The 17251-nt window shown below is 55.5% G+C and carries 11 protein-coding genes and 1 tRNA gene; 10 read left to right on the top strand and 2 right to left on the bottom strand.

All coding sequences use genetic code 11. The features are described from left to right. Window positions 1-26: 26 nt before the first annotated feature. Both ACNRUY_RS01450 and ACNRUY_RS01445 read right to left on the bottom strand, forming a co-directional pair. Window positions 27-1361, bottom strand: a complete 1335-nt coding sequence (locus tag ACNRUY_RS01450) for a glycine/sarcosine/betaine reductase component B subunit (protein WP_488109854.1) — start codon at window positions 1359-1361, stop codon at window positions 27-29. A 703-nt stretch (window positions 1362-2064) separates the two neighbouring features. Then, window positions 2065-2700 carry a LysE/ArgO family amino acid transporter gene (locus ACNRUY_RS01445; protein ID WP_488109853.1) on the bottom strand — a complete coding sequence of 212 codons (636 nt, stop codon included), beginning with the start codon at window positions 2698-2700 and terminating at the stop codon, window positions 2065-2067. Window positions 2701-3107: 407 nt separating this feature from the next. Here ACNRUY_RS01445 and ACNRUY_RS01440 point away from each other — a divergent pair, with 407 nt between their 5' ends. From ACNRUY_RS01440 to ACNRUY_RS01395, 10 genes are all read left to right on the top strand, one after another. After that, window positions 3108-4004, top strand: coding sequence for a LysR family transcriptional regulator ArgP (locus ACNRUY_RS01440; RefSeq protein WP_488109852.1), 897 nt, complete (start codon window positions 3108-3110; stop codon window positions 4002-4004). A 127-nt stretch (window positions 4005-4131) separates the two neighbouring features. Further along, window positions 4132-4223: transfer RNA gene (locus ACNRUY_RS01435), tRNA-Sec, on the top strand. Window positions 4224-4345: 122 nt separating this feature from the next. Beyond that, on the top strand, window positions 4346-5833 hold the full coding sequence (gene selA, locus ACNRUY_RS01430; RefSeq protein ID WP_488109851.1) for an L-seryl-tRNA(Sec) selenium transferase: 1488 nt from the start codon (window positions 4346-4348) through the stop codon (window positions 5831-5833). Next, complete coding sequence (gene selB / locus ACNRUY_RS01425) at window positions 5830-7677, top strand: selenocysteine-specific translation elongation factor (RefSeq protein ID WP_488109850.1); 1848 nt, start codon at window positions 5830-5832, stop codon at window positions 7675-7677. The genes selA and selB overlap by 4 nt, the downstream gene beginning before the upstream one ends. Before the next feature lie 63 nt (window positions 7678-7740). Next, window positions 7741-8151: a GrdX family protein gene (locus tag ACNRUY_RS01420; RefSeq protein ID WP_488109849.1), complete on the top strand. Its 411-nt coding sequence runs from the start codon at window positions 7741-7743 to the stop codon at window positions 8149-8151. Then, window positions 8141-9229 (top strand): selenide, water dikinase SelD, encoded by a 1089-nt coding sequence (gene selD, locus ACNRUY_RS01415; RefSeq protein WP_488109848.1) that lies wholly within the window; start codon window positions 8141-8143, stop codon window positions 9227-9229. Before ACNRUY_RS01420 ends, selD begins: the two co-directional genes overlap by 11 nt. Before the next feature lie 614 nt (window positions 9230-9843). After that, window positions 9844-11997, top strand: coding sequence for a type VI secretion system Vgr family protein (locus ACNRUY_RS01410; protein WP_488109847.1), 2154 nt, complete (start codon window positions 9844-9846; stop codon window positions 11995-11997). Then, window positions 11994-12611, top strand: a complete 618-nt coding sequence (locus tag ACNRUY_RS01405) for a DUF4123 domain-containing protein (RefSeq protein ID WP_488109846.1) — start codon at window positions 11994-11996, stop codon at window positions 12609-12611. The genes ACNRUY_RS01410 and ACNRUY_RS01405 overlap by 4 nt, the downstream gene beginning before the upstream one ends. Next, window positions 12608-16141 carry a LysM peptidoglycan-binding domain-containing protein gene (locus tag ACNRUY_RS01400; protein WP_488109845.1) on the top strand — a complete coding sequence of 1178 codons (3534 nt, stop codon included), beginning with the start codon at window positions 12608-12610 and terminating at the stop codon, window positions 16139-16141. The genes ACNRUY_RS01405 and ACNRUY_RS01400 overlap by 4 nt, the downstream gene beginning before the upstream one ends. After that, on the top strand, window positions 16138-17175 hold the full coding sequence (locus tag ACNRUY_RS01395) for a hypothetical protein (RefSeq protein ID WP_488109844.1): 1038 nt from the start codon (window positions 16138-16140) through the stop codon (window positions 17173-17175). Before ACNRUY_RS01400 ends, ACNRUY_RS01395 begins: the two co-directional genes overlap by 4 nt. The last annotated feature ends 76 nt before the right edge of the window (window positions 17176-17251 follow it).

Below are 17251 nucleotides of genomic sequence, written 5' to 3'. Positions count from 1 at the left end.
GTTCTCAAAAAAAACGTGACAGGATCCTAAAATTCTCTAACGGTCTTGCGGGCCCAGCCAATCACCTGGTCACCACAGAACATGGCATTGTTTTCCATGATGATGGAGCCGTCTTCGCGAACAGAGGGACCCAGCTTCTCATCGCCGTCCCAGCCTCCGGACATGCCGTCGCGGCCCAATGCTGCCAGTTCACCGATCACTTCTTTCATTGGGGGCAGATCTATCAGTTCAGAGACGTTGCCGCAGGAGACGATGGCATCGGTTTTCTCATCCATGGACACCAGGGGCTGCGAGCGACCGTCCCGGCCGGTGCACTCATTGGTGATACCAACGGTTTTCACTCCGGCATTTTCCAGGGCCACATAACAGGCGGTGAAGTCCGCGTCGGGGTTGCCATAGCCCTGTTCGGCCAGCAGAGCTCCGTCAGCACCCAGTGAACGGGCGATCTGGGCCACATAAAGAGCGGAACGCTCTTTCTGTTCCAGGGAGACATTGAGGTTGGAGGTAATGACACCCAGGAAGTTCAGGGTCTTGCCATGCTCACGATACAGGGACTGAATAGTGGGGCAGTTCTGGTAGTCATAAGTGGACCACTTGGAAGAGCAGGGCATAAAGGAGCCGCCGATCAGTGAGCCGTCCAGAACTTCATTGGGGTGCATAAAGGTGGGGATTGACTTGTTCAGATCCCAGCCATAGGCGAGGTCGTTGTAGCCTTCTTCTTCCATCTGGGTCATGGTCTGGATGACATAGACAACAGAAGGCAGTTTGTTGACGGCTTCGCCCCTCTGGGTGACCGGGGGCAGTTCGAAGCTTTCCAGTGTCTGGGGTTCATGATCATGAACGGCTTTACCCAGATATTCTGCCAGACGGTGGGCAGCCCAGCGCAGTGCGTGGTTCTTCTTCTGCTGTTCATGGCGTTCGAACGCTTCGTCGGTATCCGCCACCAGGCAGATATTCACCAGAGAGGAGAAGTAGCTGTAGTTGGCGCCTTCCCCAGTCATATCAATCAGGCCGTCGCCAAAGCTGCCCCAGTGCTGCCCCACCGCCAGGACACTGCACCCCTTCAGGGCATGAACACGACCTTCACCCACGGGGTACAGGTCTGAACCGGTGACTCCAGGGAAGTAGTGATCGTGTTTGCTGTCAATCCGGCAGCGGGGTTCAACCGCTTCCTTGACCGGAACGATCCGCTTTTCTTCTCCCGGGCGGGCAATAACGATATCCGCTTCCGTGATGTGCTCGTCTTCGCGGACAACGGCCAGGGCTTCACTTTTGTTAATGGTCAGCGTACCGTCGGCAAATGCTGTACGGTCACCAAAAGTGACATCCTGAACATGGAAATGACCTATTTCCAGTTTCATAAATGACCTCTCATCGTTTTGGTCTGTGAATCGATTAAATTCAGCCAGAAACGGTGTCAATGGCGTCAAACCTTTTTTCAGGGCAATAGTACGCCGTGCTCCTGGCAACTAAAAAAATGCGTAAGGAGTATCTGTAAGCGTTTTAAGGGTGTCGTTTAATGATTAATGGCCTATGGGGGCACCAATCCACCAGGTCAGAATATAAATAATACTTTTTGATCGGTAACGAACCGGGGAAGGACGGTATGCTTTTGATTGCAGAACAATTTTATCAAGGAGGTAACTGTGAAAGCAGTAACGGGCTATCAGGGAAGCAATAAAACAGGGGGCTTTCAATACAGCACAGGGTACAGGCACTTTGCTATGAGATGTGCAGTGAACAGGAGTATTTGAACGGGAGGTTGAACAGGTCGCTATTGGTCTGCAGAGAAGGCTTCGGCAGAAACGGCAGAGAAAGGCGACCGCCTTGGCAGGTAAACCGGCTCAGGAAAAACCACTGGGACCGCGATTAATGAAGCTCATGGTTGCTCTCATTAAGTGACTGTGATCAGAGAGTTGGAATGGTAAAGCCCTTTCAGGCTTTTTTTATTGTCTTGAATCAAAAAACGATCAGTGAATGCACGGGGCTGTAGGTTTTGAAAATGCAGCTCGCTTCGTTGCATGAAATCAGCTGCATTGTTTTTGGCAAAACTTCCCCCAGAACTCAGCTGACCAGGTTGATGGCCAGAGAGGCGGCAATGCCCCACATCACCAGGGTGACGATAGCGTCAATGGTTCTCTGGACCTTTGGCTTCGACAGCCAGGGAGAGAGCTTGGCAGCCGCAGTGGACAATGAAAAGAACCACAGGGTTGAGGCGGTAAATGTACCAAAGGCAAAGGCCAGTCTTAATTCTTCATCCATCTGGCTGCCAATGCTGCCAAGAATCACCATGGTATCCAGGTAGGCGTGGGGATTCAGCAGGGTTACCGCCAGGGCTCCCAGTAATACACCGCGTTTCCCACGCCCCAGTCTTCCGGTGTTTTTACTGCTCATATCCGACGGTGATGCTGTCTGGGAAGAGACCACCCGTTTAAATGAACCAAGGCCGTAAAAAGTCAGAAAGGCGATGCCAGCCAGGGTAATGGCCAGAAGCGCCTGGTCATTCTGGGCCAGCAATTCACCGGCCCCGAAAATACCAAGGCTGATTAACAGAACATCGCAAACCAGGCAGGAAATAGCCGCCAGCAAATGAAAATGACGACGCATGCCCTGGTTGATTAAATAGGCATTCTGGGCACCAATGGGAATAATCATTCCCAGGCCAATGCCCAGGCCTTGAATAAATGGGAGCAAGTACATCTTAAACTCAACTCTTAGCTATAAAACAGCCTCCCGATGATGCTCTTTTTGCCATTCTGTTCCGGGTGAGGCCTCTTCTTTATTAAAAAGAGACCTGGTCGCTGTTAAAGTTCAATTGTCCTGAAAGTTGAATGGGCGCACAGCGATGCTCTCCCTGCAAAGGGGGAGTGCCGTTTTGTTTTCCACTTCAGGTTCGGTTTACAAAACGCTGGTAGCCCGAATAACGGGCACGCATTTTGAGAAGGTTTTTCATCTCCGGTCACCCCCTGAGTAGGAGTGGGGAAGAAAAACTGGAATACAGTATAAATTCATTTATAATTCAGTAAATCTAATAAAATTAATAAACTATAAGTAAAACTTATTAATACAGGTTGAAGACTGATTCAGGCAGAGATTAAGGGGAAATTGTGAAGCGACTGGACTACAAATGGGTGGAAGCCCTGGCTGCGGTGGTGAGCCAGGGCAGTTTTGAGCGGGCTGCCGACAAGCTGTGTATTACCCAGTCTGCGGTATCCCAGCGCATCAAGCAGCTTGAGCAGATGCTGGCGCAGCCTCTGCTGGTTCGTACCCAGCCTCCGGGGATCACCAGTGCGGGTCAGCAACTGCTGGGGCACTACCAGAGAGTGATGCAGCTGGAACAGGACCTTCTGGACAGTGTTGGCTACCGGAACGTTCAGGCCGCCCCGGTGACCCTGGCCGTTAATGCGGACTCCGTTGCTACCTGGCTGCTGCCAGCCCTGGAGCCCCTGCTGAAGGATGAACAGATTCAACTCAGCCTGCTGGTAGACGATGAAACCCGTTCCCTGGACCGGATGCGCCGGGGGGAGGCCGCCGCTGCCATCAGCCTGAATCCTCAGCCCTTGCCAGGCTGCCAGTCTGATTATCTTGGAGATGTCCGCTATTTGTGTGTTTGCAGCCCTTCTTTTGCCCGCCGGTATTTCCCTGATGGTGTGAACCGGGAGGCCCTGTCCCGGGCCCCGACCATTGCTTATGATCCCATGGGGGACAGGCACCATGACTTCCTGCAGAAACATTTTGATCTGCCAGAGGTTGCCATCAGTCATACCGTACCTTCATCGGAGGCCTTTGTGTCCATGGCCAGGGCAGGGGTTGCTTATTGCATGATTGCCCAGTTGCAGATTCAGCAAGAGCTGGAAAAGGGGGAGCTGATTAACCTCCTGCCAGATCTTCAGGACACCCGCTCACTTTACTGGCATCACTGGGTGCTGGAAACCTCAAGGATGAAACAGCTGTCCAGGCATGTGACGGACTATGCCAGAAAGGCGCTGCCACAATCGGTCTGAATTTATACGACAGAGAAAGCGCGTTCGTTTTTTGACCTGACGCAATATTTACCAGTTTTCTCCGCTTATTTCGGCAAACCGTTATAGGCAGGCGGCTGGGTGACAGTAATAATCGATCACGTTCTTCGGAAGCAGATGGGGTCTGGTGGCCCCCTCGGTCTTCAAAACCGATGTAAGCCGAGAAGGCTTTGGCAGGTTCGATTCCTGCCTCTTCCGCCAATCTTTTCTTTTCCTTACGCCTGAGCTGCCGTGGGCCGGACATGCCGCCTTAAACCGAATCATGGCAATGGCAATCATTTCACACTGGCGGCGTTTTCACAGAACAAGCGGGGTTAACTGCCATGAGTGCAAGCCCGAAAGGAATCGTCCGCCTGCCCCAGGTTGAACAGCTGCTTCAGAAAGCTGAACTGATCCCCTATATCCAACAACTCAGTCGGCCTCTGGTCACCGATGTCGTGCGTGAAGCTCTGGCTGCCGTTCGTCGCAGTGGCCTGCTTAAAGTCAGTGACCAGTCACCGGAGCAGCACCGGGCCTCGATTCACCAGACCATTGATCAGGAAATCCGGAGCCGTTGCCAGTTCCTGTTACAGCAGCGGCATCAGCAAGTCATTAATGCCACGGGGACTGTGGTTCACACCAACCTTGGGCGTTCCCCCATTGATCCGGCTATCTGGGAGGCGGTCAGTGCGGTCAACACCGGGCAGTGCAACCTGGAAATCAAGTTGTCCGATGGTCGCCGGGGGCAGAGAAAAGGGCTGGTGAACCCTTTACTGGCCAAATTGACCGGAGCGGAAGATGCCCTGGTGGTCAACAACAATGCCTCTTCTATTTACCTGATGCTTAATGAACTGGCCCGGGGGAAAGAGGTGATTGTCTCCCGGGGTGAGCAGATCCAGATCGGTGGTGGTTTCCGGATCCCAGATATTCTGGCGCTCTCCGGTGCAAAGCTGGTGGAAGTGGGTACCACCAATATCACGACAGCGGACGATTATATTGAGGCCATCACGGAAAATACCGCCATGGTGTTGATGGTTCATTGCTCCAACTTCGCCATTCGAGGGTTTACCGAGTCCCCGGATATCCGGGCTGTGGCCCGGCAGCTGCCAGACCATGTGGTGCTGGCGGTGGATCAGGGCTCAGGGCTGACCACCGAACGGTTTGCTGCGGAAGAGACTCCGGTGGCTTCCTATATAAAAGCAGGGGCTGACCTGGTCTGCTTTTCCGGAGACAAGATTCTGGGTGGTCCCCAGGCGGGGATTGTTTGTGGTCGCCGTGACCTGGTGAAAACCCTGGAAAAAAATCCCCTTATGCGGGCTTTCCGCCCCAGTCGTATTGTTTATTCCCTGCTGGAAGAGCTGCTGGTGCGAAAGTTGAACCGGGTTCCTGAAGGTCAGGGGATTGCGGAACAGGCCGCCGGACACCTGGACGCTATTGAAGCCCGTGCCCGCAGGCTGGCCCATGAACTGGGTGACCATGTGCGTCTGGTTCAGTCCCAGATGGTGGTGGGTGGGGGAAACCTCCCCGATGAATTTTTCCCCTCCTGGTCCCTGGAGCTGAATACCGATCAACCCGCTGACCAGGTACTGGCAGAGATGAGAGGCTGGCCACTGCCGGTGATTGGAATTATCCGGAACCAGAAAGTCCAGCTGAACATGGCTTCGGTTTTACCCCGGGACGAAGACCGGCTTCTGCAGCAGCTCCAGACCTGGTTCCAGAAGCCTGACCAGGGAGAGTCCGTTCCGTACACAACAGAAAACAACAGCCGGGAGTTCCCGGTTATGCCCCCGGCACCGCTGGAAACTCAGGCTTCGGGGCAGGTGCAGCAATGATGAGTGGAAACCCGATGATTGATAATGTCACAACGACCCATTCCATTATTGGCACGGCAGGTCATGTGGACCATGGTAAAACTGCCCTGATCAAGGCTTTGACGGGCATCACCACCGCCCGGGCCCATGAGCAGGCCTGTGGCATGACCCTTGATCTGGGCTTTGCCCATTTTGATGACGCCAATGGCAACACCATCGGGGTGATTGATGTACCCGGCCATGAGCGTTTCATCCGCAATATGGTGGCCGGGGTGTGGAGCCTGGACCTGGTGCTGCTGGTCATAGCCGCCGACGAGGGCTGGATGCCCATGTCCACCGACCATCTGAAGGTGGCCCATGCCATGGGCATCCGTAACCTGATTGTCTGCATCAACAAATGCGATACGGTGGATGACGAAACCCTGGCGCTGGTGGAAGAGGAGGCCCTGGAAAACTGCATGGAGATTACCGGAGAGGTTCCGGAATCCATCTGTGTTTCGGCCCTGACCGGGAAAAACATTGATGCCTTGCGCACGATGATCAGCAACCAGCTGAAAGGCTTTGAGCGAAAACTCCTGGGTTTTGGCAGCCACCTTTATATTGACCGGGTATTTACCGTCAATGGTATTGGAACTGTGGTGACGGGCTCCCTGGCGGACGGCAGCCTGAAAGTGGGAGACCGGCTGACTCTGCATCCTGCGGGAAAAGACGTCCAGGTTCGTACGCTCCAGTCTTACCACCAGAACCTGAACGAGGCCCAGCCCGTGTCCAGGGTGGCGGTCGGGCTCAAAGGCGTCAGTCGTAAGGAGCTGGAACGGGGGCACTGCCTGACATCCTCCGGTGCCCGCTGTGATGTCGTCGACCAGCTGTTTGTCCGGCTAGATTTGCCACCTGAAGCGGTGGGGGAACCCCGGAAGAACCGAGAGGTGGAAGTGGCCATTGGCACCTGGCATGGCCTGGCACGGCTGGTTAATATCCGGGGGACAAGACTGGCGCGGCTGAAGCTGGAATCCCCTGCTCCGTTTTTCTGGGGGCAGTCCCTGGCCATGATCCGCCATGGGGGCAGTGAGTTGATCCACAGTGGGCAGGTGGTCTGGGCGGGTGATATTGCCCCGCATTTGCGCAAGCGGCTTCATGCTCTGCTGGATACTCTGCCGGAAACTCTTGAACCCCAGACCCGGATGCGCCTGAATCTGGATCTGTACGGCTATGCATCCATTCAGGGATTGAAGGAAGAAACCTGGAGCAACGACTATCACACAATGGATGGCTGGATTCTCACCAAAGCCTTTCATGACGGGATTCATCAGACCATTCTGGAACTGCTGGAACAGGAAGGGGAGAGTTCGGCCATGACCCTGGCCGAAATGAGCACGCGGCTGTCGGTTCATGGGGAAATACTTGAGCCTCTGCTTCAGGAGTTGAAAGCGGAAAACCGGGTGCGTATGAGCCAGAATGCCTGGATGATGGGCGGCGGTGCCTCTGAGGATGATCTGGGCAGTGAAGCCCGGGATCTGCTGGAGCTGATCCGCCAGTCCGGAAAAGCAGGCTTTGAAGCGGGGAAAACAAAAGTACCCGGAGCTCAGAAAGCCCTCAGGAATCTGGTCCGATTGGGCTTTATCACTGCCTTTGAAGGCAAGCTTTATTATACGACGGAGCTTTACCAAGCCCTGGTGAGGGACATCCTTGAAGAGGCTGAGATTGGCGCCCGGCTTGGCATTCCTGAAATGAAAGACCGTACCGGGCTGAGCCGGAAATACATGATTCCCCTGCTGAACCGTATGGAGCTGGATGGCTGGGTTCGGCGGGATGACAATGAGCGGATTGTCCTGAAAGTGCCTGAAGCGGAGGCCATAGCTGCCTGATGCCATTGATTGGGATACCGGCGCTGTACAGGACAGCGCCCTACTGAATGTCAGATTGAACACATGAATAAAGACGTCATTATTATCAGCAACAACCCCAGGGTGGCTGAAAAACTCCAGGCTTTTGAGCGGGAGGCCTGCGACACCTATGAACAGGTACTTTGTCGGGTAAGGGATAAAATTCACTCCGGTGCCAGCCTGTTGACCCACCCTCTGGCGGGCAGCGTAAAGCCTGGAGAGAGTCCTTATCGGTCAGTGGCCATCCGGGACGGGGATGATGAGCTGGATATGCGTTCATTGGAGATTATCGAGTCCGCCCTGGACCGGTTTCGAATCATGACTGCACATCCTTCCCAGAAGGAGTACACTCCGGCGACGCTTGAGGATTTTCAATTGATTGATTACAACCTGCTGTTGACGGGGCTGGAGTCGATTCTCAGTACTTCAGGAGGAAGAGCAAACTATGAGCGGTAAACACGCCATCAGTCCTCAGAGCCAGGATCGGCCGGATGAAACCATCGAACAGGTCCGCCTGACCCGTTACTCCCACGGCGGTGGCTGAGGCTGCAAAATTTCACCCAGGGTCCTGGGTACGATACTGACAGGGTTATCCGATCATCAGGATCACCCTGGGTTGCTGGTAGGCAACGACACTGCAGACGATGCTGCGGTTTATGATTTGGGTAACGGTGAGGCGATCATCAGCACCACAGACTTTTTCATGCCCATTGTCGATGATCCCTACGACTTTGGACGTATTGCTGCGGCCAACGCCATCAGCGACGTCTACGCCATGGGCGGTGAGCCAATGATGGCTCTGGCGATACTGGCGTGGCCTGTAAACCTGCTGGCCCCTGAGGTGGCACGGGAGGTGTTGCGGGGTGGACAGGATGCCTGCCGGGAAGCGGGAATGCCCATGGCAGGGGGGCACAGCATTGATGCTCCGGAGCCGATCTTCGGGTTATCGGTCAATGGTCGGGTGGCCACCCACCGTGTCCGTAGGAACAGTGGTGCCCGTGCCGGTGACCGGTTGTTCCTGACCAAACCCCTGGGGATCGGGGTGCTCACTACGGCGATTAAAAAAGGGCATTGCACTGAGGCTCATCAAAAACTGGTGACGGACACCATGTGCCGGCTGAACCGGCCGGGTGCTGCTTTTGCCCGGCTTGAAGGCGTGACCGCCATGACCGACGTGACCGGTTTCGGGTTGCTGGGGCACCTGCTGGAAATGTGCGAGGGCAGCGAGGTTCACGCCTTGGTAGACCGTGGTCGTGTGCCTCTGCTGGATGGAGTTGAGCACTACCTGGATCTGGGATGTGCTCCTGGAGGCAGTCAGCGGAACTACGACAGCTATGGCCAGCACCTGGACGTCATGTCGAAGCGGGATATCCAGATTTTCCTGGATCCCCAGACCAGTGGCGGCCTGCTGGTGTCTGTCCGCCCGGAAGCAGAGCAGGCGTTTCTGGCGACGGCCAGGGAACAGGGATTGGAACTGAAGGCTTTTGGTGAACTGATCTCTCCGGATGAAGGGCCTCGCATCCGGTTTTGTTAGCGCGATACCCCGGTGGCTTTCCGTAAGAGCACCGGGAGTATGCTCCGACTGTTTGAAAGCCATTCAGGTGTCAAAAATTCAAACAGTGAAGCGGTTGAAAAATCAACATTGAGTGGTTTCTGGCCAAATCGGCCGTTCATTCCCCCGCCTCTGTGTATTTCCCTTTTTTGAAAATTGATATTGATCAAGGTTTGGTTGCTTATTTCTGCCCGCTTCCAGTGGATCAATAAAAGACAGCGTTTATTTTCCTGAACGGTTGCTGGTTTAAACAGCAACTATCTGAAAAATGTCAAATTTCCAGACATTCTGTTTGAGATTTTGACATTTTTAACGCCCTGATGACTCTCTGATCACGCCTGATTTTTCTGAAGCCCTTATAAATGGCGGCTTTCTTCAGATTGGCACGTTCCATGTATTGCAAATAATTCCCGGAATTCTCTGTGACCTCCGGGCGCAACCTCTGCGAAATGGTGGCTTTGTCACCGAACCCTGGCGGTATCACTCCCGAGCTGCCGGAATCGTCAGAGTTTTACCCCGTTTATTGAGATATCTCAGTGATCGGGGTGTTTTTTATTGTTGATAATGCCCGTTTTAATATCCATCCAGAGTCGTTTATGACAGCTGCTGCCAATCAAGCCCGTTTTCTGATCCAGGTCGCCGGTCTGGATGAGTTGCTCCAGGTCGAATCGTTCCGGGGCTCCGAAGCCATTCACCAGTGTTACTACTTTCAGGTGCAGGTGGTCTGTGAAAATCCAGCCCTGGACCTTAACGCCCTGTTGCACCAGACCGCTCTGCTTACCCTGTGTGGCAAGGGGCGGGATCGTTATGTCCATGGCCAGGTGACCGCCGCTCAACAGCAGGACACCGGTCGTCGCCTGACCCGCTATACCCTGGTGATCGAGCCTTCTCTGAAGCTGCTGGATTACCGACGGAATCACCGGGTCTTTCAGAATCAGTCCGTGCCGGAGATTGTCAGCCGGCTGCTGGAAGAAGCGGGCATACTGTCGGACCGCTACCAGCTGCAACTGAACAACACTTATACCCCACGGAATTACTGTGTTCAGTATGGCGAATCGGAGCTGGTGTTTATCCAGAGGATTCTGGCGGAGGAGGGCATTCATTTTCATTTCCGCCATGATCCGGAAAAACACCTTCTGGTGCTGGCCGATGGTCAGGACGGTTTTATGGCGCCATCGGAAGGGGAGCAGACGGTATACCACAGTGGCAATGGCATGAATGCCCTGTTGGATACGATCCAGTCCTTCGGGGTCCGGCACCAGGTGGGTATCGGCCAGCTGGGTCTCAGGGACTATAACTTTACCCGTGCCAGCCGCCCGCTGCAGCAAAGCAGAAAACCGATCCCCCTCGATCACCAGGGCGACAGTGCTCTGGTGGATTACCAGTTCCCGGGATCCTTTCAGGCCGATGGCGGGCAAACAGACGACGATGGAAATCAGCAGGCGGGTCTCCGGTTGGAGCAGCAGCGCATTAACACCCGACAAGCCTCGGGCACCGGCCAGGTTACCCGGCTCTGCCCCGGACATTATTTTCAACTGGTGGAGCACAGCTGCCATGACTGGAACCAGCTCTGGCTGACCACTGCCCTTACCCACGAAGGCCAGCAGCCCCAGGTGCTGGAAGAAGTGGCGGATGGCCACAGCGACTATCGGAACCAGTTAACCGCTACCCCCTGGGATGTTTTCTGGCGGCCGGCACGATGGCCAAAACCGGTGATCACCGGTCTGCAGAGCGCCGTGGTGACCGGTCCGGAAGGGGAGGAAATCCACACCGATGAATATGGGCGGGTCAAAATCCAGTTCCACTGGGACCGGGAAGGCCTGGCTGATGGTCAGACCAGCTGCTGGGTCCGGGTTGCCCAGAACTGGGCTGGCAATGGTTACGGCAGCTTTACCCTGCCCCGGGTGGGGATGGAAGTGCTGGTCAGCTTTATCAATGGCGATGTGGACCAGCCCATGGTGGTGGGCTGTGGCTACAACAGCCAGAACGGGCTGGCCTACGAATTGCCGGAACACAAAACCCGCACGGTACTGAAAAGCAACAGTAGCCCCGGGGGGGAGGGGTATAACGAACTCCGTATTGAGGACCGGGCGGAACAGGAACAGATCTTTATCCACGCCCAGAAAGATATGGACCTGCGGATCAAAAACGACCTGCGCCAGCAGGTGGACAGCAACAGCCACTCCCAGGTTGCCGCTAACGCATACCAGCAGGTGGGTGCCAGTCGGCATCAAACGACAGAGGGTGAGCAACGGCAGTATGTGGGCCGGGATCTGTCCCTGACCATTGAAGGCTCTCTCCATCTCCAGTCCGGTACGGCTCTGCTCAGTGACAGTGGTCAGGAAGTGCACATCAAGGCGGGCAAAAAAGTGGTGCTCGAGGCGGGCAGTGAGATCACCGTTGCCGCCGGGGGCAGCTTTGTGAAAATTGATCCCTCCGGTGTCAGCCTGGTGGGGGCGGGCATCAAGATGAACTCCGGAGGCTCTCCGGGCTCCGGTTCCGGAGCTGCACCGCAGATGCCCATGCTCCCGGCGGAGGCGGATCAGGACCGGACCGGAGCGGTGCCGGAACCCCGGGTGGCAGAAGTGGGAGTGGTCTCCCCTGTGCTTAAGGAAGTCGTGGCGATGCAGGCACCGATTATTCAAAACGCCGCTCTTCAGGACAGCCCCTGGCTGGCCGACTGTCAGCGCCAGCCGGACGACAGCTGCCTTTTGGAGGATTGTCCCTGCAAGGCCCAGGAGGCGTCATGATTCACCATCCGGAACCCTCGGAAAACTACAACCTCCAGTGGCCCGGTAAAGAAAAAGCCGCCCTGCTGCTTGATGCTGCCCGGCTGGATCACCTGATGGAAACCCTTTACCGCCTTGACGAGAATCCCCGGTGGGAGCGGCTTTACGACCACACCCGCTACCAGTCCCTGAAACAGCTGAGCCCGGTGCTGGTGGCCGTTGAACCGGCCTCGCCGTTGCTGGAGCTCTGGCGGGACAACCGGCTCTGGGCCTCCAGCGGTTGTCTGCTCACCTGGCCGGAATCCACCGCCTTTGAGGAGGTAGTGGCTCACATCCGCAGTCTGCTCTGGGTGTACCGCGGGTCATCCCCGGTACTGTTCCGCTTCTACTCGCCAAGGTTGCTCAGCGCCTGGGTGCCCGGGGCGGACCCGGATACCCTGGAGCAGTTGCTGGGGCCGGTGCACCAGATCGGCTGGCACTTCCCGGAGGATCCCGTGGATGATCCGGAAACCTGGCACTGGTGGCGGCTGTCCCACACCCCCGCAGAACCGGTGTCCCGGAACAGCCCCTGGCTGCTTCTGAAAGAACAGGACATAGAACAAATACACCGACTGGCTGAGGAGACGCCCGCATGAGTGGTACCGAGCAATACACCGTGGCTCCGGGGGACTGCCTGAGCAGGCTGGCTGAAAAACTGGGCACCACCGTTGACGTGATTCTGGAATTGAATCCGGAGGAAATTACCGACCCGGACCGCATTTATGTGGGCCAGCCCCTGGTATTGCCCAAAGCCCTGGAGCTGGGAGAGGCCGGAGGTACGTCCCTGCCTGCTCCCCCTTCCTGCGTCACCGATAAGGCCTGTTCACCGCCGGAGTTTGTGGAGCTGGCCTACTTTCCCCGGTTGCCGGAAACCGGCAAGCCCGCCTGGTTCCTGCTGACAGAAACGGCACGGGTCGCCTATCAGGAGGAAGCCGGTAATCTGGACCGGGCCATAGAGCCCCTGGCCAGTGGCGGCGACAAAACCCCGGAGCAACATGAGGAAGCGGTGGCATCGTCCCTGAAAGCCCTGAACCAGCTGGGTGTGCTGGAGCCTTTTAAGGGGGCGGGGATGGAGGTCTTCCTGGAAAACGACGACGATGTGAAGGCTTACAAGGAGGCGGTGGCCAGCAAAGCGATTTATCAGGGATTTCTGGAGCGTTACCGGCGACACCAGGCCAATACCCTGCCCATTTCGGACCAGAAGGCCCTGGCAAAGCGTCAGGCCCAATGGCGGGAAGAATTAAAGCCGGAGCGGGACGAACCCTGGCAAACCATGTCCCGGGTGATGACCTATAACGGCCGCAGCGAGGCGTTTATGGACAGCTGGGAGCAGCAGATCCGGGAGCTGCTGGCCGAGCAGGAGGCGACGCACTCCCGGCTGTTCAAGGTCATTGAGGACAGGGCCTGGGAGAAAGGCTTTACCTGGGACCCGTCTATTGACGGTTTCAACACCCCGGAGCAGGCCAAAGTGAACGACTGGCTGGTGAGTGCAAGGGGCGCCCGGAGTGAGGTGATCCGGACCCTGAAACAGGAGGTCAGCCACTGGCAGCAATTGCTGGACTACTGGCAGAAACGGGCGGACCACCCTGGTGACCCCCATGTGGCCCGGGAGATTGGACCCCGGGGGCTGGACTTCGCGGTTCGGTTTCTCAACCTGATGCCAGCGCTGAACCTCAACGGATTTCTGGCCAGGGAGCAATGCCTGGACGATAACGAGCTGTTTTATACGGCGGACGTCGAGTGTCTTGAGCATCGCAAAGACCTGACCCTGGAGGAACTCGAGAAAATTTCCCCTTCCCTGTGCCATAACCTGGGACTGCTGCCCTGTGAACGGCTGAAAAACGACCTTGACCGCCTGATTCCCCGGAAAATTGCCGAGCTGAAAGAGCTGCTGGGCGGAGAGGCTTCCGTGAAGGAAATACTCAGCCAGCTCCTGGATCTGGCCATGGCTGTCCAGGCCCGGCTGGACCGGCTGCAAGCCCTGGCCCGGGACCGAGCCTCTGCCCGCCAGGGGCTGCGGATGCTGCCGGTGTTTGATCAGGAACCTGCGTCGTTTATCCTGCTCTGGGATGCGTCGGCCTACCAGCCGCTGCAGGCGCCCCTGATGAGCAGCCGGAAGCAGGGCTGGAACGACACCGGAGCCCGTATGGTGGAGTGCTTCCTGGCCAGTGAGCCGGACCGCCCCCGGTTTATCCGGGACAGCTGGCTCACTTCTGAGCTGGAATCACGGCAACATCTTCGGGCGCTCAAGCCCTATACCATAGACGGCAGTCCCCTGGGGGCACGGCCCACCGGTGAGGAGTGGAAGCCCGCTCTGGGGGAAATGGTCAACCAGTTGCAGCAACAGACGGGCAGGGCCACCGCCACTGTCAAAATCAGCCACGACCTGGGCAAGGTGGATCAGACCTGGGGCCGGAAAATTGATTACGCCTCGGTGCTCAACCCTGAGGCCATAGTCAATAACACCACGGTGTACAACGCCTCCATGGAGGCCCAGTACATGCGCTTTACCGCTGGAGCTTCGGTGAACGCTGATCAGGCCAGCAACGCCGAACAGCTGCGACTGGGACAAATGGAGACCAGTGCCGCTCTGAGCCTGGCGGAAGGAAAAATGGCCTGTTCTTTCCAGTGGCCGTCGGCCCGGGGCCACAAGCTGGAGTTCTTTTATGTGCTGGCGGGCCAGGAGGAGCCGGTAAAACACGACGCTGGTTATCTGCAGCTGAACGGCAGCCTGATGTTCTATGGCTTTGCCGGGTTCAGCGCCAAACTCTCCCGGGAGCTCTGTCTGGCACCGGCGGCCGGTTCCTCCGCAAACCAGCAGGGGCTGGGGGTGCGTGGTGTAGCGCAGGTCAACACCGGGTTTGCCGATGAATCGCTGCTGTCAAAGCCCACCGCTTCGGTGCCGGGGGAATCCACTACTGAGGCCAGAGGCCCGGGTATTGAAGGCAAGGTAGAGCTGTTTGCCGGGCTGGAAGTGGGGGGGCAGCTCCAGGGAGAGCTGCGCTGGCTGAAACCGGGGGAGGCTCCGGTGGATGATGTGCGACGACTGCCGGTCAGTGGTACGGTGCTGCAAACCCCGGTGCCCTGGAAAACCCTGGCCCGGGGCAATATCGGCGGCGCCGTGGCCTATGGCGTGGGCTACAGCGGCAGCTTTTGCGTCTCCCTGCGCAACGGTCGGCTGGCCTGTGAGGTCAATGGCCGGGTGGTCTGGGGACCTGGGGTAAAAGGCACCTTCGGGTTTGAGGTGGATCCCTTTGTGGTGGAAGAGTTTGTAGACATGCTGCTGCAGATGGTGGCCCAGACCGGTTTCCGACGGGTGTTGTTTATCAACAGCCGCCAGAACGGCTACCCGGAGGACCAGGACGCCTTTGCTGCCCTTAACGACCTGCTCACCGCCAGGTTGGTCACTGGCCTGAAGCTGACCCAGCTGATCCTGTTGCCCTTGGAGGAGCTGAGAAAACTGCTGGAAACCAGCTTGAAAAAAGAAAATGCGCCCACTGTCGCCGAGTATATCAACAGTGAAAATGAGCCGGAAAAATGGTTTAGAAATCTGCTGCCGGAAAGTAAGGGGCGGGTGCTTGGGGTGTTGTTGGAGAAGCAGGAGTGGTCTCAAGTTTCAACGGCGCCTTGGAACTGGGAAACAGAGAACGCAAGGGTCAATGCAGCCAATATTGCTCAGCGTGCAGCGATCCTTCAGCTATTAGCGTGGACAACCCAAGAGTCAGATGAAGCAGCTTGTCGCCAGTATGAAGAGATGTTAACGCGTCAAGCTCAGGTTGGTGGCACAAAGCCTGAGAGTAAATTTGATGCCAAACAGGCTTATTTGCAAAGTTGGAAGCAGCTTGACCAGTTCTTCTATAGCCTGAATGAGCTTGACTTTATGGAGGGGGATCTTGTTAAACCCGGAACTATTTTGACAGAGAGATTACGAGGCTATCACAGCCATCTGGGTAAATTTGTTAATCAGTTATTTCAGGGGTACGAATGGCAGAAGGTAAGCTCTAATGCTGCTGTTCCAGCCAAAATTATAAGAGAAGCAATCTATATGGGTCCGATTGAACCCGAGTTATCAATTGAAGAAAGAATGCGTATAGCGGGGATTCCCCAGGAAGCTAAAAAACTGTGAATATGAAAAGTTTAAAAAACATACTTTTTGGTGCTGTTTGGCTAATGGTATCAGCCTCTTTACAAGCCAATGATGCATTGGCCTTGGATAAAGCTACTCAGCGATATTACTTAGGGGATTTTGAGCTGGCGCAAAAGTTACTGCGACCCCTTTCTCAACAAGGCAATGCAGAGGCCCAGTATTTTCTGGCACTGTCTTTGGTTGGGGTTTTTGGGCATAGCCTGAATGATAGAAGGGAGTCAGGTGAACTTCTTCTTAAGTCTGCAGAAGGTGGGAACCCCTATGCTATGTGGCGGCTTTCTGATCAGGGTGGGAGCTCAAACCAGTGTGCATTTTTCGGCTGGCCTTGTGGAGATAAAAGTCAGTGGAAAGATAAAGCAATTGCTCGCTGGAGGGAGTTGGCTGGAGAAGGTAAACCTGATGCAGTGTACTACTCAGTCATTAAGGGGGGAGGAGTACTAGGTTATTTGCCTTATTATGATAAAACATATGGCTTGACGTTGTATGGGCTCCATAAATACAGGGAGGCAGCCAGAAATGCGATCAATTCTGGTTTTTATTATCCTGCAATGGTCAGAGCGGTAGCACTCAAAAGAGCAAAGTCTGATGCGATTAAAAAAGATATTATTAAAGATTTGGAGGTTGCTGCAAACGGTGGTTATGTTCCTGCAATCGCAAAGCTTATCTACCTTTTTAATTGGACGGATCAAGATAATATAACGGATAAAGATGCATTCAAATGGGCTATGAAATCTGCCAAGCTTGGAGGAGCCAGTGCAGCCAGTGAATTTTACGAAAAAGGGGTAGGTACAGAGCAGTCGGACTATCTGGCTTACAAGTTTAATACTATTTCTAACCTCTACTATCCGGTAACAGGAAAAATGGCGAAAATGGATATTAAAAGACGGGAAGAGCGTATTGAGCTACTGAAGTCTCGGTTAACTGATGATGAAATTGTGCGGGCAGATGCTGAAGCAACTAAGTGGGTAGAAAATAACCCACGAAGAGCCTTTGGCCACCCTCTGGATTTTTAAGTCAATCTCACAAGATCGGTTGCCACGGGGCAGCCGACATTAGGTGGTAGCTGCAATCGATGAATCTGAGTGACGT

It is taken from the genome of Endozoicomonas sp. Z74 (genome assembly GCF_057680865.1).
The sequence above is the reverse complement of the archived record's forward strand: the minus strand, read 5'-3'. Positions and strand labels throughout refer to the sequence as shown.